Consider the following 18,900-nt stretch of genomic DNA (forward strand, 5'->3'; position numbering starts at 1 on the left):
GCCCTGAGTGTACAACCTGCGTAAATAGGGATGTTAATTGGTCAGATGACCATATAATAATTTATTTAATTTCAAATACTTAATTATAGATAGTAATTACTAAAAAACTGGTCAGACATCACTCCTATTTGTTCCGTTCTTTTAACCCATCCACAATATGACCCTTTTTTTATTCATATCACTATCTATATTTTCAAATTTGGCAGATTATAATTAGACAGTCTGTCACGAAATTAAATTTCTTCATCTGTCATAGAGTTACGTATTTTTTACAGGGATAAGTGAGTATCGCTAATAAAATACGTTGAGGGTTAAAAAATGGAATTATTTAACGAATCAAACGCATTAGATCTTTACATGCAACAAGTAAATAAAAACAGCACCTTACTTACCAAGGAAGAAGAATACGATACCGCTATTTCCGTCCATGAAGGAGATCAAAAAGCACGTCAACGTATGATCCAATCTAATTTGCGATTAGTAATCAATATTGCAAAACGTTATCAGCATACGTCATTGTCACTTGTTGACATCATTCAAGAAGGTAATACCGGATTAATCCACGCCGTCGAAAAGTTTGATGCAACAAAAGGATTTCGCTTTTCAACTTATGCAGTATGGTGGATCAAGAACAACATTGAACGTTTCATCATGAATCAATCACGTACCATCCGCGTGCCTATCCATATAGGTAAATCTTACAAACGTATTTTAAAAAATGCTCGTGAAGAATCACTTGATCTGAAATGTAATCAGGATCTACGAAAAATTGCAGTAAATCTCGAAATCGAGTTTGAAGACGTTGTTGGTGTGCTCGCTTATTATTTTACAGAAGCAAGCTTAGATAGGACCATTGAAACCCAAAATGACTCAAGTACTGCGCTCGTTGACCTGATTGAAGACAGCTCTATTTGTAAACCCAATGATGAGGTAGAAAATACCGATACCTCTAGTTATTTAACTGAAGTATTAAGCCATTTATGTGACCGTGATAGAGAGATCATCGAGCTAAGGTTTGGTCTAGGTAGAGAAGAGCCACAAACACTACACGCCATTGGTGAGCGCCTATTTATGTCTCGAGAACGTGTACGCCAAATTATTACGGCGAGTTTACAAAAAATCAAACCTGAGTTGTTAGTAAACAGCGTAGACCAGCAAGATTACCTAAACTAACCAACAATGAAATAAAAAAACCATATGTAAAAACAGCCCTAACAAGGGCTATTTTTTTGCTCATAACAAAGTAGTTATGGTTATTATAATCACACTTTATGGTGCACTGATCTTGATACGAGATACCTTGCCATCTAAGCCATTATGGCGATGGAAATTAACACGCACATAGTCATCACTATAACTGTGCTCATAACTGTCTATATCATAAGTTCCTAAGATATCTTGTAATACCGTTATCTGAGTATAATCATCACCTCTGTCGCCATTTGGAGAATCATAAACGGTGAACTGTGTTCCCGCACTCACACCAACTAATTTAGCTGAACGCGTTTCATCATTATCACAACTTCCTGACTTCTTAAAATTAAACTCACGGTCATACACATTCAATGTACAGACGATATTTTGCGTCGAGTTATTCCCTTCATAGAGCATTATTTCAGGCGTAGTTTCATAATCACCAGGCTTAAACACTTCAAAATAAGAAATCTTTCCATCTAATCCGTTATTATGAAATGCCCACTGGCTAATCGCTGCGTTACTGACATTATTTTCGAATGAATCGATGACATATTCAGACAAGTTATGCTTAACCTGAACAACCGTATAGTCATCATTAGTATTACCAGAAGGACTGTCGTACACGACTATCGTGGTGCCAGCCTGTACATCAACGAGTTTAGCAGAGCGTGCTTCATCATTTTCACAACCGTGCTGACCACTTGAAATATAGCGAGTTTGCTCCCCGCCTATACCACAAACTATATTCTGTGTAGCACCGTTACCTTCATAAAAAATTACCCCGCCTTCATTCAGCACTTCTGTTATTTCCTGAACATCGCCCTTCTCAATAAAATCAACTGCGATAAAATTAGGCTTTTTGTCTAGCAAGGTGGCAGGCATGCATGTATCAATAATCCTCGGATAAAGTCCATCCCAGTTATTATCCGATCCAGCGCCCCAAGAAAAAGGAACCTTAGGAAAATGATTCATACTGAATAATCTTGACCACGTTTTATGTCCCAGTATATTAACTGTTGGCACACCGTATTTATGTCGTTCTTCACAACTATCATAATCAGTGACAGCCCACATGTTCTCCATGGTGACATCTTTTCTATATAGCACGTAATAATCGCCATAATCACCCGACACATCATACTTATCTATGTAGAAGATGATTCGCTGATTAGCAGCAGCCATCTCTTCTAATGTCGGCCATTCTTGCTTACCATCCCACACAGGGTCTCTCGGATCAAACATCATCGCAGTGAATTCAGGCATTTTATCCATCGCCGCTTTCAGCTGCTCTTTCGTTAAGACGTTATTCGTCACCTCAACATCAAAAGTAAGCACCACATCAGGGTTCGCTTTCAAAAATGGAACAATCTCATCATTCATTCTATCGATGAACTCACCAGCATTATCAGTATCATGCGTTAACTCAACGCGACCATCTTCATAACGAATATCAATTAATAATGAACGCACATTATGGTCACGTAGTTGCTCCGGTATATCGAGCCATTGATTCATATAACCGATTTCAAATACATAGCTTTGCGAAGCATGCGCATTATGAGCGCCAACCCAACTATATTCGTTAAAAGTTTTATCTGCTTTGGTCAGTGAAAATGAAGACACTTTATTATCAAAATTAATATTGGCTAAACGCGACTGCCCAGCATCATTAATCTCGATACGACTACCGTTGTAATGATCATCTTGATAAATCGTCAATTTATAACCTGCAGGGACAGTGACCGAAGACCAAGAGTCATTCGCTTTACCGATAGATTGATGGCTTGCGCTATAGCAAGATGGAGTACCTTGGAAGTCCGCATTCCCATAAAAACAAACTAATGGGTCAATGCTAAATGAAGAGACTATATCGTTAAAGTTATGGCTTGAAAGGCTCGTATATTCACCTGGATATAGTGTCCATTGCTTACCGCCATAGTCATCATGTTCAAACAGTGTCAACAACGAACCGCTTGGGACTTTTACCGATGACCAAGTATCATTTTCACTGCCAACCGTATGTTGTGTAGAATCAAAACAATTTTTCTGACCCGCAAAATCATCATGTTCATAGAAACATACCTGTGGGGAGGGATCGAGCTGAGCGCTTACCTGCGCATTCACAAATGGTTGAAATGACAGCGCAGAAATCACTACCGCACCTTGAATAAATCTATTTTTTACAATTATTTCATTGTTAATTTTAGACATATAACTTCTCCAACCAGATTATTCGAAACAAATATAAACCGCTTATTAAGCTAAATATTTGCGACTCGCATCAATTACTTTGCACTATCTGACAAAAAGGGAAGTATTAATAAAGTACCAAGTTGAGTATTAGGAGCAAGGGTCGATTTAGTATTTATATTGGTGAAGTGTGAATTTAAAAGATAATTAATTCATCAATCAAATACAGCGAAAATTTAAAATACGAAAGTAAAAAGTTAATGAAAAAAACCATAAAAAGACGTAACCACATATAAACAATCGTTTTTATTTTCAATTTCAATGTTTAAGGATGGCATAACACTGTACTTAAAAATTCTAAAGGCCGTTATTTCTGCAAACCGAAAGTATCGACAAAGCATGAGAAAAGCATGAGAAAACAGCATTTAAAATAATTACTCAAAAGGTAGTAATTTAGATTTTAAAACAGAAAACAACCAGGATACAAAATCCATTGATAATCAAATGCTATCAATTAGAAACATTCAATCGATTTAACAAATGTTAATATATACGATAAATTTAGCTCTTACCTTCTTTAGGACTTGAATATGAACTGCATAACCCAAAATTCCTTAATTAATATTGCCAGTTGCAACGCTAGCGTACCGATTAAAGACGCGGCACTGGTAGTTGAAGGTGGTGGTCAACGCGGTATTTTCACAGCCGGAGTATTAGACAGCTGGTTAGCGCAAGATTTTAATCCGTTCGCATTATTGATTGGTACTTCTGCTGGCGCTCAAAATTTATCAAGCTACATGACCAGACAATCTGGGCATGCTAAACGCTCAATCATGCAACTATCCAAGCATCCTGAATTCTTTAATATGAAACGAACGCTGATGGGACGCAATACGGTTAACCTAGATTGGTATTTTGACAAGGTAAATGATGCGGATCACCAACTCAATATGGATTGCGCACAAGCACAACTAAAAAACCGTCAACTGCTCTTTTCTGCAACTAACATCAGTGGGTTCAGTCCTACTTTTTTTGAGCCCACCGCTGACAATTGGCTTACCATGTTAAAAGCATCGAGTGCATTACCTTATTTATATAAAAAAGGCGTCGCAATTGGCGATGAACATTACGTCGATGGGGGGGTATCACTGCCAATTCCAATTCAAGAAGCATATCATCGCGGCGCTAAAAAAATAATAGTGATCCGCACCGTACCTGCACACCATAATACGCGTTCACCGTGGGCACATAAGCTGAAATCTTGGGTATGCAGTTCACAACGCTGTCCGAAAGTACTGGATATTATTACCGGCCATGAGAATTCATATAGTGAAGCAATCGACTTTATACATAGTCCACCAGAAGATGCCAAGATCATCGAAATCGCCCCACCCGAAGCTTTAGAAAGTCGAATTTTAGGGAGCAGTGATGAAGCATTAGCAGCCGATTATCAAATGGGTTATGAAATGGGTTCTCAATTTTTAGCAAGTCATCATGTCACCTTGTTTAGGTAGCATTAATGACCATAACGGTAAACATCCAAATCACGGCTATCGATATCTGGCGTGACCCCACTGACTACATCAGCAAGATAACGAGCGGAGCCACATGCCATGGTCCAACCCAATGTACCATGGCCACAATTAGTGAATAAATTAGCCACAGGCGTTTTGCCAATAATAGGTGTGCCATCAGGTGTCATTGGTCGCAATCCGGTCCAGAACTCAGCTTTGCTCATGTCGCCAGCATTGGGAAATAAATCCTTGATAACCATCGCGATGGTCTCTTTACGAGAAGCCGTCAAATCTAAATTATAACCGGCTAACTCTGCCGTTCCAGCAACTCGAATACGTTGATCAAAGCGCGTCATCGCTACTTTATAGGTTTCATCCATGACGGTTGATACTGGTGCTTGCGCACTATCAACAACAGGCACAGTCAACGAATAGCCTTTTACCGGATAAATAGGCAGGGCTAACCCGAAAGGTGACAGCGTTGATGATAATAATGCAGATGAATAACTGCCCATCGCGACGACATAGGCATCCGCTGTTAATTCCCCGACACTGGTATCCACCGAGCTGATTTTGCCGTCATTTTGATTGAGCTTATTGACGGTTAGCCCAAATTTAAATTTAACACCCGCCGCTTGTGCTAATGCCGTAAGCTGCTGACAGAACTGATAACAATCACCGGTTTCATCATCGGGTAAACGTAATCCGCCCACAATTTTATCTTTAACGCCTGCTAATCCAGGTTCGACCGCGATACAGCCCGCAACATCTAGCGCTTCATATGAAGTCCCGCTATCCGCCAATATTTTAATGTCTTTCGCTATCCCTGATAACTGGGATTCATGACGAAATACCTGCAGGGTACCCTTTTGCCGACCTTCATAGTGAATATCTTGCTGCTGACGTAACTCAATCAAACAGTCCCGACTGTAATTAGCAATACGTAGCATCCGCGCTTTATTTATTTCATAGCGCTGCTGATTACAGTTAGCTAACATTTTTGCTGCCCATAAATACAAATCAGGTGATAGTCCTGGTTTTATTTTTAATGGCGCGTGTTTTTGTGCCAACCATTTAATGGCTTTCACCGGAATGCCTGGTGCAGCCCAAGGCGAAGAATAACCATAAGAAATCTGCCCGGCATTAGCAAAACTGGTTTCCTCAGCCCCCTTTGCCTGACGGTCAATGACGGTCACCTCATGACCAGCTTCTGCCAGATACCACGCCGACGTTAATCCAATAACCCCACAACCTAATACCATCACTTTCATGTTATACCGACCATCACCAATAAATAATACGGCTAGCATAAGGAGGTTACATTTACTTAACAATCCATAAGTATTAACATCAGCCTTTAGATAAACTAAACGCAAAATCGAGATTGGAGCCATTGATGATAAAAATTAACGATAATCTATTATCCGGTTTAGCGACATTTACGGCGACGGCCAGTTGCAATAGTTTTACTCAAGCCGCTGAAAAACTCCATATAACGACTGGTGCCATTAGCCAGCAAATAAAACAGTTGGAACAAAACCTTAAATTGACCCTATTTGAACGCCATTCTCGTGGTATTCGTTTAACTTCAGCAGGATATCAATTACATCAAGTCGTCGAACAAAGCTTAACGGATATTGGCGATGTCATTAGCCAGTTACAACAAGTTAATCGCCATGCAGGTGAGGTGCATCTTAAACTCACCCCCTCTTTTGCATATAAATGGTTAGTCCCCCGCTTACAAGATTTCTATCAGCAATACCCAGATATTAAGATCCATACCTTTGCCGAAGGAGCACTAGTGGATCATACCGATACTAATTTTGATCTGGCAATTGATTATGGCCAAAGCCCCTATCAATCGAGTGATAAGAAGATTAACGCTGAATTGTTATTGGCAGAGCAGTTATTGCCTGTGATGAGCCCGCAATATATGGAAAAATTTAATTGGGATATGGCGAATAATAACCAAATTAACGATAGTGACAGCTGTAATTTCTGGAAAACGATTACGCTCTTACATGATGCGATGCCTTGGCAGCATGCCGATAAAAACGCTGAATGGAAATTTTGGTTACAGCAAATGTCTCTCGAAACGCCAAAAACAAAACAAGCAAACACAGGAAAGAATGTGCTCAGTAAACACGGGCATTATTTTAATCGTACAGATATGGCAATTGCAGCCGCAGCCGCTGGGTTAGGTGTTGCATTAGCCCGCTGCGCACTGCTTGATAATGATTTAACCACAGCGGGTCTAGCCAAAGCTGGTTTAGCCTCGCCCTTCAGTCCTATCGATGCACAAGCTGGATATTATTTGATCCAACATCATCACTCGCCCGCAATTGAATGTTTTAAGGTCTGGTTAAAGCAACAAGCCGCTTTACAACATACGAAAAAAGGACGAGAAAGTAACTACCAATAGTTCTCTGAACTAAAGTGACCGGAACTGCGACGTGAGTGTTTTTGATAGTCGAGCTGCTTTAACACCTCACTCGTGTCCTTAACCATACTCGGATTACCACATAAATAGAAAAAACTACGTTCCGGAGTCAATGGTACACCCGCTACTTTTTCCAACTCACCGGTCTCCAGTAAGGCAGGGATCCGACCGCGTAATGTTTCTTTCCTATTTTCTCGAGACACGACTGGTACATAATGAAACTTACCCTGATATCGCGCTTCAAGTAGCCGAATTTTATCCTGATAAACTAACTCGACAGACGTTCTCACGGCATGCACCAATACCACATTATCAAAACGCTGCTGAGTATCCATTTCATCAAGTAATGATAGGAAAGGGCCAATCGCAGTGCCAGTCGACAACAACCATAGATCTTTCGTATAACGCGGGATCTCATCCAAGGTCATAAATCCGGCAGGATTTTTCCCTACATATACTTCATCGCCTACCTGTAACTTATCTAAGCGTGGCGATAATTTCCCATCAGGCACAGTGATAATCAAAAATTCCATCACCTGTTGACCCTGCGCCTGATTAGGTGAGTTAACAAATGAATAAGCCCGACGAATCCATTCTCCAGCCTCATCGAACAGTGCTAGCTTAGTAAATTGGCCTGCGGTATAACGAGATATTTCGGCGGTGACTTGTAAACTGAATTCGCTATCAGTCCAATTAATACGCCCAGTAACCTCACCCTTAATTAAACCATGTGGTATTTCCTTCATTACCGACCTCACAAATGTAAATTGAGCATCATAAGAATAGTGCAAGAAGTATGAAAACAACGTGTTGAATACACGAAGAATTGTTATTAGTTATTAGATATAAATTTACGGTATTTCCCATTTTGCTCTTATTACTTCAATAATACAAATACAAGTAATCGCAAGGAGCCAATATGCTTATCAACAAACTCATAATACTACTGGTATGTTTATCTATACTATTGTCCGTTTTCACGAGTGGATTAATATCATCAGCATTAGATCTCACCGCATTTTCATTATTGATAACCTATCTATTAAGGAAAAAGAAAGCAGAAAAAAAAGCAAACACATAAAAAAGAGAGGTGGTAGAACCTCTCTTTTAAACGCTTTATCTATCTATCTATCTATCTATAACAATACGACTACATAAAAAACAAAATATAAACCAGTGAACTGACACTAATAGCAATCCAAAGTAACACACCTAACAATAATGGTTTTACACCTGCATCTCTTATTTTTTGTACCGTGATACCCGCACCTATCAAGAACAAACACATGACTAATACGTGTTTAGAAACACTGAAAATACCTTGATAAAACACCTGATAGTCCGGCAATACGTACGCAATAAAAATAGCAAAACAATAGAATAAGATGAAAAACGGAATTGTTAATTTTTTACTGTCACCTTTAAATAATAAGGCACTAATAAACGCCACAGGTACGATCCATAAAGCGCGGGCCAATTTTAATGTGGTAGCCGTTAATAATGCTTCATCACCATAAGCTGAAGCTGCACCGACAACAGATGACGTATCGTGAATAGCAATCGCACTCCATACCCCAAATGCATGCTGACTCATGTCCAGTAGATGACCAATAACAGGAAATAAGAATAATGCCACAGAGTTAAGAATAAATACTGTCGCTAATGCCAGCGAGGTCTGATCATTTTTAGCATTAATGGCTGGCGCCACAGCAGCAATCGCGCTCCCCCCACAGATTGCTGTACCCGCAGAAATTAAATAACCGGTTTTTTTTTCAATTTTAAGCGCTTTAGTTAAAAACCAACCTAATATTAAGGTAAAGAAGATAGACGTAACGATAATGCCAATCCCATCTTTCGTCGCAATTATCGCGTCTTCTAAGTTAATACCGAAACCTAAACCGACAATAGAATAAGCCAGTGTTTTTTTAGTGATGACACTTAAATTGATACCTTGAGGAACAAGACCTAACGTGGCCAGCATAAAACCCAATATTAAAGCCACGGGTGATGATATAAGCGGTGTTAGACACAATAAACCGATAGTGATAAACAATAGGTCTGTTTTTTTAAATGACGAATTGGTAACGAATTTGAACATGTTGGACTCTCTCTTTCTAAGAGCCAATAGTATAACCTGCTCTATAAGTTAAAAACATTAGAATGAAATTAACCTATCGTTCATAAAAATTGAACATTTAGCAAATAAACAAAATCACAATTAGCTTGTTCACAATTTAAGTTTAAATATTAAAAAATACCGAACTTTTAACAATAATGACTGACTTACTATAGAGCTATCGTACATTACACTAAATGTAGTCTAGTTAAACGACGATCATGACTGCGTTAGTCCCGTAACAGTGATTATTTCTTACGAGGTTATGCGATGAAAAAACCAATTAATGAATCAAAATTAAATACCGACAATCAAGTTTTAACCGAAATTGAACTGAATGCGTTACAAGAAGAATTCGGTATGAGTAAAACACATTATGATATTCATGACTTAATACTTGCAGAAATTCCACCTGAAATGCTGAAAGCACTACTACAAGCGGATTCAATTTCTATTATAGCGAGGCATAACCAACAAGAATTACACTTTCCATTACATTTAACGAACGATGGCTACCAGAATAGTTTACAAGGGCCTGCAATAGCAGATATTAGCCCTCAATTTAATCAGCATAAGCTTCATAAATTTCAATAAATTCAGGTAGATTAGAGATTAAAGAATTGATGCAATCAGGGTCAAACATAATGCCTGAGTTATCTTTCATATAGGTAACAACATCATCAATGCTCCAAGCCTGTTTATATAAACGTTTACTTAATAACGCATCAAACACATCTGCGACCATTACTATCCGAGCTTCTAACGGAATAGCATCCCCTTTTAATCCCATCGGATAACCATTACCATTAAAATGTTCATGATGGTGAAGAATAATATTTTTTAAAAAACGATATTCTTCAACATGCCGTAGATTCTCAGGAAAATACCCAAGCACACCATTAATAATATCAACCCCATGCCTACAATGCTGATTCATGATTTTACGTTCTTCTGGGGTAAAGATCGTACTACTAAATAAAATCTCATCTGGGATCTTATATTTACCTATATCATGAAAAGCCGCATACGATTCGATACAACGAATAAACTCATGGGAAATACCTTTTTCTTTACTTAAGAGAGAAGCAAGTTTTGAGCTATAACGCTCCATCCTATGTAGGTGCCCTTTTGTTTCAGGATCTTTGGCATGACCCATATCTAATGCGATCGCGAGTGAAATACTAATAAATTGTTTTTTCTCAAATTGACGTACCATGATAGAACGAATGAGCATAGATAAAAATAACATGTCTTGCTGTACTGAATTTTCTGCAAAGAAATTAAGCTCTGAGGCATTAAAAAATACAATAGCAATCGGACGCCCCTTGAACACCAAGGGATAAGAAAAACTACTACGATGACCATTTTCTAATAAATAAAGGGTTCTTGCATTTAATTTTAGACTGGATAGATCGTTCACTACACGTTCTGAATTTAACTTTATCATTTTGGGAAGACTGGTCCCTTTATTTACTTTTTGAGTAAAAATTTCACCATTACAATCGGCTACAAGTCTATCACGGACAAAATAATTGGAGGCTTGATTGTCTTTAATCAAAATAATTGAGAATCGAGATAGTCCCTGATAATTATTAATCGCGATATTGTAAAGCATCTCAAGATGAATCGTAGTCTCTTCTTCTTGGTTAAACATCTGATTTATTTTACTATAATTAAGCATGTCTCAAGCCTATCAGGAGTATTAAAGGGGGCATAACGTCGAACATAAAAAGCCAATCGAAAAGGATATTTTCCACCAACAAAGCAGCAATAATCAGGCGATTTAAATTAATTATACAGAATTATAAAAATATCATCATCAATTCATACCTTTTTGTCGATAAGATCAAACTAATATCATCAAAAGCCTCTGCTAAGCAGCAAAAATAAGATTTGTTCAAAATTACAAAATCAAGTCAAACTGACATGCTTAGTAAATTATAAAAACGTGATTAGGTCGATGTTTACAGTACATAGTAATGCTATAGTTATGAAAGTCGTTTATTTTTATTCTTGAGGAAACCTTATGCTAAATGAGAATCATGCACTTATCTTTGACTTTCCAGAATTAAAACAAGATATCGTTTATTTGAATTATAAAAATGAAACATTCAGAGAGAAATCAAAGCAATACCACCTATTAGATTATGATATTCGCCAGTTGGAAATGGATGGCAGCCCCACTGATGATGGACATATGACACAGTTAAAATTACGACGAGCCAAGTTAAAAGATGTGTTGTATCAGCAATTAAAACAGCATCATGACGAAGTGCTATCAGCATCTTAAACGACGAAGCGGATCTAAGGGTTCGCTTTTTTATTGCTAAAAATTAACTGAGTTAAAGTGATACTGTATATTTAGACATCCATCGAGAATACGTTACTATCGATTTCTAATAATAATTTCGTCATTAGATATCAATATACGGTGACGAGAACGAAGGGAATGTCAATGTCACTGCCAATTTTATACTCACTACAAAACTGTCCTTATGCGATGCGCGCACGACTGGGCTTATTACTCGCCCAGCAGCCTGTCATGTTACGCGCCGTGGTCATGAAAAATAAACCCACAGAAATGTTAGCGGTTTCACCTAAAGCAACAGTACCGGTATTAGTACTCGATGACGGTAGTGTAATTGACGAAAGTTTAGATATCATGATTTGGGCACTACATCAAAGTGATCCATTGAACTTACTACACAGTGAAGATCCAGAAGCTTATCCAGCAATGTTAGCGCTAATTGACATTCACGATACTGTATTTACTTCAGCCTTAAGTAAATACAAATATGCAGTACGTTATCATGAAGATAATGAAGCTGAATTACGAAACCAATGTGCTGACTATGTAACTATGCTCGAATTACGCCTCAGTCAGCATCATTATTTAATGAGCGAGAAAGTCAGTTTAGCTGATTACGCTATTTTACCACTGATCCGCCAATTTGCTCGTGTAGATCGCCAGTGGTATCTGCAAGCGCCCTTGCCACATTTACGTAATTGGCTTAATCAACATTTACAAGATCAACGATTTGCCAAAGCAATGGCAAAATACCCACAATGGTTGGAAAACAAAGAAGAATTTTTATTTGGTCATGCCGACTAAACACAAAAAAGGGCAAACATAATATCGATTATGCTTGCCCTTATCGTCAGTATTAACGTCAATTAGATCTACAACGAATAGTTAAGCAACATCTTTCACTACATGCACACCTTTTACTTGTCTAGCTGATTGTTCTGATCGTAATTTTTCTGATTGCTCAGCTAATTCCGCCTCTAACATAGCTTCAACATGACCCGGAGAATGCGTTGTTCCCGAAATCAAGCGATACATTGCCGGAATAACCAATAAGGTTACTAAGGTCGCAAACGCCATCCCAAAGAACACGACAGTACCTACAGCAACACGACTTTCTGCACCCGCCCCGCTGGATAATATTAATGGGATTGAGCCTGCTAACGTTGTGAATGCCGTCATTAGAATTGGACGTAAACGACGTGCAGACGCATCAACAATGGCTTGCTCTAGAGCGACGCCGCGGTCACGTAGCTGGTTGGCAAATTCAACGATTAGGATACCGTTCTTCGTCACCATACCAATTAACATGATCATACCAATCTGACTGTAAATATTCAGGCCAACGCCCATGAAATACAGGCCTAAGAAACCACCCAGTACCCCCATCGGCACGGTGAACATCACCACCATCGGATTAATAAAGCTTTCAAACTGCGCCGCTAATACTAAATAAGCAACCAGCAGAGCTAAACCAAATACAATTAAGATACTACTTTGGTTTTCTTTAAAGTCTTTTGATTCACCAGAATAAGCAATGGAGATATCACTCGGTAATGATTCTATCGCTTGTGCATCCAAGAAATCCAATACTTCACCTAAGGTATAGCCGTCACCCAAACTGCCGCTTAAGGTAATAGATTTTTGTTTATTGCTATGTGATAAACGACTTGCTGAAGCCACTTCTTCGATTGTAGTAATGGTATCCAGCGTAATCAGATCACCATTGGCACTACGAATATAAATTTGGCTTAGATCGTTGACGTTGTTAAAGCTGTTTTCATCACCACGCAGGTAAACATCATACTCTTCACCACGTTCGATATAACTGGTTTGACTACGACCACCAAGCATTATTTCTAACGTTGTTGATACTTCATCAACGCTGATACCAAGTTCTCCAGCCCGCTCTTTATCAATACTCACCACCAGCTCAGGGGTTTTTTCAGAATAATCTAGGTCTCCACCAACCAATACACCTGCATCCTCGGCTTTTTGTTTTAGTAATTCCGCCCACTTTTCTAATTCCGAATAATCAGAACCACCGAGTACGTATTGCACTGGGTCACTCGAACCGCCACGGAAACCAGGCATTATTGGACGAACCATCACATCGGGAATATCTTTTAACGCTTTTGCCACCATGCCTAATGCTTCACCAGCACTGACACTACGATCAGCCCAATCTTCAAGAATAATGATCACAAAACCGGTTTGATCCCCGGCACGGCCACCAAATGCAGGCGCCTCCGTGCTAAAGGATTTGATAACACCTTGCCCCACTAAAGGTAATAAGCGCGCTTCAACAATATCCATGTTTTCAGTCATACGGTTAAAGCTCGTACCTTCCGCACCTTTGACAAACGCAAATAATACACCGCGATCTTCTTGCGGTGATAGCTGTGACGGTACTTGCTTCATCAAGAAAAAGCTGCCAGCAACACAAGCGATAATAACCACAGGCGCTGCCAAACGATATTTAATAGCCTTAACAACAATACCGCGATAACCGTTTTCTAACCGTTCGAATAATCCTTCCATCCATAAACTAAAGCGGCTAGTTTTTTGTTCTGTTTTTAACATTTTGCTGGCAAGTACCGGCGTTAGTGTCAGTGCAATCAATGAAGAGAAAATCACTGACATTGCTAACAATACCGAAAATTCAGTAAATAACAGGCCCACCATACCATCCATAAAAGAGATAGGCAGGAACACCATCACCAATACCATTGTCGTAGCGACTACCGCAAAACCAACTTCTCGCGTACCTTTATAAGCAGCGAGCAGTGGCTTCTCACCTTGCTCAATGTGATGGAAAATATTCTCGATCACGACAATAGCATCATCCACAACTAGACCAATCGATAGAATAAGTGCCATTAAGGTAATTAAGTTAATCGAAAAACCAAAATAATAAGCAGCAATAAATGACGAGATTAACGATACTGGTACGGTAACCGCGGGGATCAAGGTAGCGCGCGCCTGACCAATAAAGATGTATAAGACGAGTACAACTAAACCACCCGTGATGAATAGCGTGCTGTACACTTCCGAAATAGATTGGTCAATAAACACCGTTGAATCGTAATCAACCGCTAAGCTCATGCCTTTCGGTAAGAAGCTTTGCATCTTATCAACTTCCGCATGCACTGCTTTCGCAACATCGAGTGGGTTCGCATCCGATTGCGCGACAATGCCTAAACTAAGATTAACGATACCATTACTTTTAAATGACGAGCTTTCATTCTGGGCCCCGACATAGACTTGTGCCACATCGCGTAAATAAACAGGTGAACCGTCACTTGCAGTACGTACTACAAGGTACTCAAAGTCTTGTGGTTTCGCATATAATCGCGCCGTACGCACTGACATTACCGTGGTATCATTACGTACTTCACCACCTGGATTTTCGACATTTTCAGTTTTCAATGCAGTGACGATATCACTGGTTGTTACTGCTCGGCCAGCCATTAAATCAGGGAACAACTTAACGTACATAACCTGATATAACCCACCCGATAAACCGACCGAACTCACACCAGAAATCAAGCTAAAACGATCTTCTAATACCCGCTGAGCGTAATCAGTCAGCTGAGTTCTATCCATTTCCGTTGAGTTTAAATTGATATAAACTGAGGGTTCACCATTGCCATTATCTTTCGATACGATGGGGTCATCCGCTTCATTTGGCAGGCTGCGCTGCGCTTTCGCAACCGCATCACGAATATCACTGACGCCTTCTGTCAAGTTCCACCCCAAATCAAAGGTAACAGTAATACGCGACATACCATTACGGGTTACTGACCTTACTTCATCTATACCACTAATGCCGGTAATTTGATCTTCAATGACAGACGTGACCTGGCTTTCCATAATGGATGCAGCAGCACCTTCATAACGCGTCATTACGCTCACAACAGGGCTTTCAACATCCGGCATTTCACGTACCGCAAGTTTACTAAACGACACAGCACCAAAAACACAAAGCAATAAGCTTAATACAATAGCGACGACCGGCCGTTTAACTGACGTATCAGACAACCACATTAGTTAGTCTCCTGTTGGCCAGTCAAATCATTCACTTTCAGCCCATTGCGCATATTAACTAAGCCTTGAACAACGATACGATCACCAATTTCTAAACCACTTTCAATCAGTACTTGATCAACAATACGTGCACCTAACGATACTTGGGTACGCGTCACTCGCGCATCTTCACCAACCACATACACAAAGCGCTTAGTACCCGAATACTCCAACGCTTGTACTGGAATGATTGGTTCATTAATTGCGGGGAAAACCACACTTGATGACATCATCATGCCCGGTTTAAGACGATTATCTTTATTCTCAAAATTTACCCGAACGCGCAGATTTAATGTTTCAGCGTTAATCCGTGAATCGATAGCAACCACTTCACCTTTAAAGCTGCTGCCAGACCATGCCCGACTTGTTGCGGTAACGACCATGCCTGTTGATAATTGCGATAAATAACGCTCAGGCACTGCAAGATCCAGTTGCATCGTCGATAAGTCATCCAATGTTAATAGTTCGGTGCCAACCGACACCATTTTTCCTCGGCTAAAATCTAACAAACCAACCGTACCAGCGAAAGGTGCTGTTAAATAATGATCATCCACATTCGCTTGTGCTGCCGCTAAACGCGCCTTTGCAATAGCCACTAATGCCGTTTGTGCATACACTTCGGTTTGCGTGATAGCGTTACTTTTTACCAGTGTTGAATATTCATTTAGCTTACGTTTTTCATCAGTAAAATAAGCGTTTGCCTCCATCAATGCAGCTTGTGCTTTACCGTCATCGAGTTGCACTAATAGCTGCCCTGCTTTCACCGTTTGATTGGCTCGAATCTTAATACTGTCGACTTTACCTGCCACTTCAGGTGCCACACTAACAAATTGATCTGACTGTAATTTACCAATCAATGAAATTGATTGTGAAACTTCATGATATTGCACGGTATCCGTATATACAGAAACCACACGTTCAGCACTTTTTCCAGCATTGCCACCTTTGGCATGAACGGGAGCCGTATAGCTAACGAAGCTAAAAATAAGAGCGCTAATTATCGTAAGGGAAGTACGTTTATACATTATATCTCTTCTATAAAAATGAGCGTGGCAGCTTTCATCCATGAATAGCGCGTCTAAAATTTTGATATCGTATAATACCGTAAAATAGGCAGGAAAATATGGAGAAAATGAGGAGATTGAGGTCAGCGAGTGTAAATTTTGTCAGTTTATTCATTAGCCTAAATATCATTACCTATGCTATAGAGATAATGTGACACGTAGAAGCCACTAGCATAGATACAAAACCCTCGATTTTTTAAAATCATCTTATAAAAAAACGAAGGCTTTACTTATTATTTACACGACAAACTGCGCGGCAATACGTAAGTAATGCGTTAAATCAGGATGTTCTAATTCAATATTTTTACCAAGGTCATCAAATAAACGTACTTGTAATGCATCTTTATAAAATGGCTCTTGTTCGAAGTCAGCAATCTCTTTAAGATTCATAGGACCGCCTTGTACGGCAAGTGTATCTTGCGATGCTTGGCTCAATTGACCATGATATTTGGGTTTTACAGCGCACATATAACGCTTTGCTTGCACATGTAGTGCAATACCATCAATAATTTTTTTCGGAAAATACGGCGCTAAGAATTTAGCCCCAACATCCTCATGATAACCATCAATACCGTTTTCGGTAATATCTTCTGGTAGTTCTAAGATCAAATGACCGAAATCATGTAATAACGCCGCCGTAATGATCGCATCGCTACTATTTTTTTGCTCCGCGTAATAGGCTGACTGCAGCATATGCTCACCCATGGAAATATGCTCACCATAAGCAACGTGACCATTTTCTTCGAACTGCTGTTTAATAAACGCAATAATATCCATCATTTAATCTCCACGTTAGACTCTAATTGAATTTCTAACGTCGTCTCTAACTTAGTCTCAAGTACCGCTAAGGTACTTTTTAAAGAATCAATGTCGGCGTAACAGCCTTGTAGATGACGCGCCCCTTCGGCCGCTACTTCTCGGCCATGTAAAATACGCTCATTATTAAAGATCATCAGTTCGCCCGGTTGTAGAGTACACGAGAACTTACACTCTTCACTGTGTAAGATCCGGCTGAAGTTTTGATATGCTTCATAAAATGCAGCCATCTCAACAAACGGTAATTTGATCGCTTGGATGGAGCGGTTATTTAAACGGATACGCTCGAGTTGACCACTATTGTTTAACTCAATGATATAACCGGTATGTTCAAGATGCGTCTCATCATTCTTAAAGCGATAAGTCACTGGCGTCGAGGTTAATAACTCATACTGCTGTGGATAACGTTGCTGTAATAATTGCGCCGCATAAAAGCCATCCGTTAACGCGGTTATTCCGCCCTGTTCAGCGCTCACTAAGCAATGTAATAACTGTAATGTCGGTACTGGATGGCGATAAGCATTGTCGGTATGCAGGCTTAATGGTTTTGGGGTATAGGCTAAATTAACCGGATTTTCTTCAGAGATAACTTCGAAATGGCTGCCGTAATTGGTGTCTCTCACAAAACCGAACTGCTTTACGACCTCAAATAGCTGTTTATCGGTATTTGGGACATCTTGTAAAAATGCCAAGCCGAATTGATCCACAGCACGTAACCAGTCACGTTTAATCGTATTACGACTCAGTACGTCTGGATAGCTAAAGGTGATGTCTGATGCGGCTAACTGCCCATCCCACAATACCCGATGATCGACGTCAACCCCCTTGTTCTCACAACTCTGCATACTGTCTAAGAAGTCTTGACTGTAATGACTGCAATGTCCATCTTGCCAAGTGATCACTAAATTATCATTTTCAATAGTAACCACTTCGGGTTTTATCGCTAAATCTAAATCAAGGATTTCTTGCAAGCGTTGCCCAGACGAATGTAAACAGTCGTTACAACGACAATTATCTTTTAACCAAAAATAATGAAAAGGCTGATTATTATAAATAAGGTGAGAAGCGCGTAGTGTAAACATAGACAAATCCTGTTATCAAAAACACCAATGCAATAAGATCATCATAATCTCTTACTGCACCGATTTAACTAAAATAGTGAGTTGAATTGA

General features: G+C 39.5%; 15 protein-coding genes. 6 read left to right on the top strand and 9 right to left on the bottom strand.

Annotated elements, in window-relative coordinates:
* Positions 1-318 precede the first annotated feature (318 nt).
* Positions 319-1,173 carry a sigma-70 family RNA polymerase sigma factor gene (locus HWV03_RS17195; RefSeq protein ID WP_211676992.1) on the top strand — a complete coding sequence of 285 codons (855 nt, stop codon included), beginning with the start codon at positions 319-321 and terminating at the stop codon, positions 1,171-1,173.
* A gap of 96 nt (positions 1,174-1,269) precedes the next feature.
* Here HWV03_RS17195 and HWV03_RS17200 read toward each other — a convergent pair whose 3' ends face one another.
* A complete protein-coding gene (locus HWV03_RS17200) occupies positions 1,270-3,408 on the bottom strand; it encodes a peptidase inhibitor family I36 protein (RefSeq protein ID WP_211676993.1) in 2,139 nt (712 codons plus the stop codon).
* 569 nt (positions 3,409-3,977) lie between these two features.
* Here HWV03_RS17200 and HWV03_RS17205 point away from each other — a divergent pair.
* Positions 3,978-4,901 (top strand): patatin-like phospholipase family protein, encoded by a 924-nt coding sequence (locus tag HWV03_RS17205; RefSeq protein ID WP_211676994.1) that lies wholly within the window; start codon positions 3,978-3,980, stop codon positions 4,899-4,901.
* A 2-nt stretch (positions 4,902-4,903) separates the two neighbouring features.
* Here HWV03_RS17205 and HWV03_RS17210 read toward each other — a convergent pair whose 3' ends face one another.
* Entirely contained in the window at positions 4,904-6,211 is a 1,308-nt protein-coding gene (locus HWV03_RS17210; RefSeq protein WP_274609797.1) for a D-amino acid dehydrogenase, read from the bottom strand.
* A gap of 86 nt (positions 6,212-6,297) precedes the next feature.
* On the opposite strand from HWV03_RS17210, the gene HWV03_RS17215 reads away from it, so the two are divergent.
* Entirely contained in the window at positions 6,298-7,323 is a 1,026-nt protein-coding gene (locus HWV03_RS17215; protein WP_211676995.1) for a LysR substrate-binding domain-containing protein, read from the top strand.
* Here the strand turns inward: HWV03_RS17215 and HWV03_RS17220 are convergent.
* Both HWV03_RS17220 and HWV03_RS17225 read right to left on the bottom strand, forming a co-directional pair.
* On the bottom strand, positions 7,314-8,087 hold the full coding sequence (locus tag HWV03_RS17220; RefSeq protein ID WP_211676996.1) for a ferredoxin--NADP reductase: 774 nt from the start codon (positions 8,085-8,087) through the stop codon (positions 7,314-7,316). The two genes, HWV03_RS17215 and HWV03_RS17220, sit on opposite strands and share 10 nt — an antisense overlap.
* Positions 8,088-8,491: 404 nt before the next feature.
* Positions 8,492-9,439: a YeiH family protein gene (locus HWV03_RS17225; RefSeq protein WP_211672714.1), complete on the bottom strand. Its 948-nt coding sequence runs from the start codon at positions 9,437-9,439 to the stop codon at positions 8,492-8,494.
* Positions 9,440-9,727: 288 nt separating this feature from the next.
* On the opposite strand from HWV03_RS17225, the gene HWV03_RS17230 reads away from it, so the two are divergent.
* Entirely contained in the window at positions 9,728-10,051 is a 324-nt protein-coding gene (locus HWV03_RS17230; protein WP_211676997.1) for a hypothetical protein, read from the top strand.
* Here HWV03_RS17230 and HWV03_RS17235 read toward each other — a convergent pair.
* Positions 10,020-11,138 carry an HD domain-containing phosphohydrolase gene (locus tag HWV03_RS17235; protein ID WP_211676998.1) on the bottom strand — a complete coding sequence of 373 codons (1,119 nt, stop codon included), beginning with the start codon at positions 11,136-11,138 and terminating at the stop codon, positions 10,020-10,022. The two genes, HWV03_RS17230 and HWV03_RS17235, sit on opposite strands and share 32 nt — an antisense overlap.
* 345 nt (positions 11,139-11,483) lie before the next feature.
* Between HWV03_RS17235 and HWV03_RS17240 the strand changes: the two genes are divergently transcribed.
* Together HWV03_RS17240 and HWV03_RS17245 are read left to right on the top strand one after the other, a co-directional pair.
* Positions 11,484-11,747 (top strand): YdcH family protein, encoded by a 264-nt coding sequence (locus tag HWV03_RS17240; protein WP_211672717.1) that lies wholly within the window; start codon positions 11,484-11,486, stop codon positions 11,745-11,747.
* Positions 11,748-11,912: 165 nt separating this feature from the next.
* The gene (locus HWV03_RS17245) at positions 11,913-12,569 is read left to right on the top strand and encodes a glutathione S-transferase (protein ID WP_211672718.1); all 657 of its coding nucleotides are present in this window, start codon (positions 11,913-11,915) and stop codon (positions 12,567-12,569) included.
* Between the two features lie 81 nt (positions 12,570-12,650).
* On the opposite strand, the gene HWV03_RS17250 is transcribed toward HWV03_RS17245, so the two are convergent.
* The 4 genes from HWV03_RS17250 to HWV03_RS17265 all read right to left on the bottom strand — a co-directional run bounded on the left by HWV03_RS17250 (position 12,651) and on the right by HWV03_RS17265 (position 18,810).
* A complete protein-coding gene (locus HWV03_RS17250; RefSeq protein ID WP_211676999.1) occupies positions 12,651-15,809 on the bottom strand; it encodes a multidrug efflux RND transporter permease subunit in 3,159 nt (1,052 codons plus the stop codon).
* Entirely contained in the window at positions 15,809-16,873 is a 1,065-nt protein-coding gene (locus HWV03_RS17255) for an efflux RND transporter periplasmic adaptor subunit (RefSeq protein WP_211677000.1), read from the bottom strand. Before HWV03_RS17255 ends, HWV03_RS17250 begins: the two co-directional genes overlap by 1 nt.
* A 276-nt stretch (positions 16,874-17,149) precedes the next feature.
* Entirely contained in the window at positions 17,150-17,692 is a 543-nt protein-coding gene (locus HWV03_RS17260) for an HD domain-containing protein (RefSeq protein WP_255546894.1), read from the bottom strand.
* Positions 17,689-18,810 (bottom strand): TauD/TfdA family dioxygenase, encoded by a 1,122-nt coding sequence (locus tag HWV03_RS17265; RefSeq protein WP_211677001.1) that lies wholly within the window; start codon positions 18,808-18,810, stop codon positions 17,689-17,691. The genes HWV03_RS17260 and HWV03_RS17265 overlap by 4 nt, the downstream gene beginning before the upstream one ends.
* Between the last annotated feature and the right edge of the window lie 90 nt (positions 18,811-18,900).

The sequence above is a fragment of the Moritella sp. 36 genome, assembly GCF_018219415.1.
Classification (GTDB): Bacteria; Pseudomonadota; Gammaproteobacteria; order Enterobacterales; family Moritellaceae; genus Moritella.

Coding starts and splice junctions, on each gene's coding strand:
- HWV03_RS17260 (WP_255546894.1), bottom strand. CDS start 17,692: ATGATGGATATTATTGCGTTTATTAAACAGCAGTTCGAAGAAAATGGT.
- HWV03_RS17245 (WP_211672718.1), top strand. CDS start 11,913: ATGTCACTGCCAATTTTATACTCACTACAAAACTGTCCTTATGCGATG.
- HWV03_RS17265 (WP_211677001.1), bottom strand. CDS start 18,810: ATGTTTACACTACGCGCTTCTCACCTTATTTATAATAATCAGCCTTTT.
- HWV03_RS17210 (WP_274609797.1), bottom strand. CDS start 6,211: ATGCTAGCCGTATTATTTATTGGTGATGGTCGGTATAACATGAAAGTG.
- HWV03_RS17240 (WP_211672717.1), top strand. CDS start 11,484: ATGCTAAATGAGAATCATGCACTTATCTTTGACTTTCCAGAATTAAAA.
- HWV03_RS17250 (WP_211676999.1), bottom strand. CDS start 15,809: ATGTGGTTGTCTGATACGTCAGTTAAACGGCCGGTCGTCGCTATTGTA.
- HWV03_RS17255 (WP_211677000.1), bottom strand. CDS start 16,873: ATGTATAAACGTACTTCCCTTACGATAATTAGCGCTCTTATTTTTAGC.
- HWV03_RS17230 (WP_211676997.1), top strand. CDS start 9,728: ATGAAAAAACCAATTAATGAATCAAAATTAAATACCGACAATCAAGTT.
- HWV03_RS17235 (WP_211676998.1), bottom strand. CDS start 11,138: ATGCTTAATTATAGTAAAATAAATCAGATGTTTAACCAAGAAGAAGAG.
- HWV03_RS17195 (WP_211676992.1), top strand. CDS start 319: ATGGAATTATTTAACGAATCAAACGCATTAGATCTTTACATGCAACAA.
- HWV03_RS17215 (WP_211676995.1), top strand. CDS start 6,298: ATGATAAAAATTAACGATAATCTATTATCCGGTTTAGCGACATTTACG.
- HWV03_RS17200 (WP_211676993.1), bottom strand. CDS start 3,408: ATGTCTAAAATTAACAATGAAATAATTGTAAAAAATAGATTTATTCAA.
- HWV03_RS17220 (WP_211676996.1), bottom strand. CDS start 8,087: ATGAAGGAAATACCACATGGTTTAATTAAGGGTGAGGTTACTGGGCGT.
- HWV03_RS17225 (WP_211672714.1), bottom strand. CDS start 9,439: ATGTTCAAATTCGTTACCAATTCGTCATTTAAAAAAACAGACCTATTG.
- HWV03_RS17205 (WP_211676994.1), top strand. CDS start 3,978: ATGAACTGCATAACCCAAAATTCCTTAATTAATATTGCCAGTTGCAAC.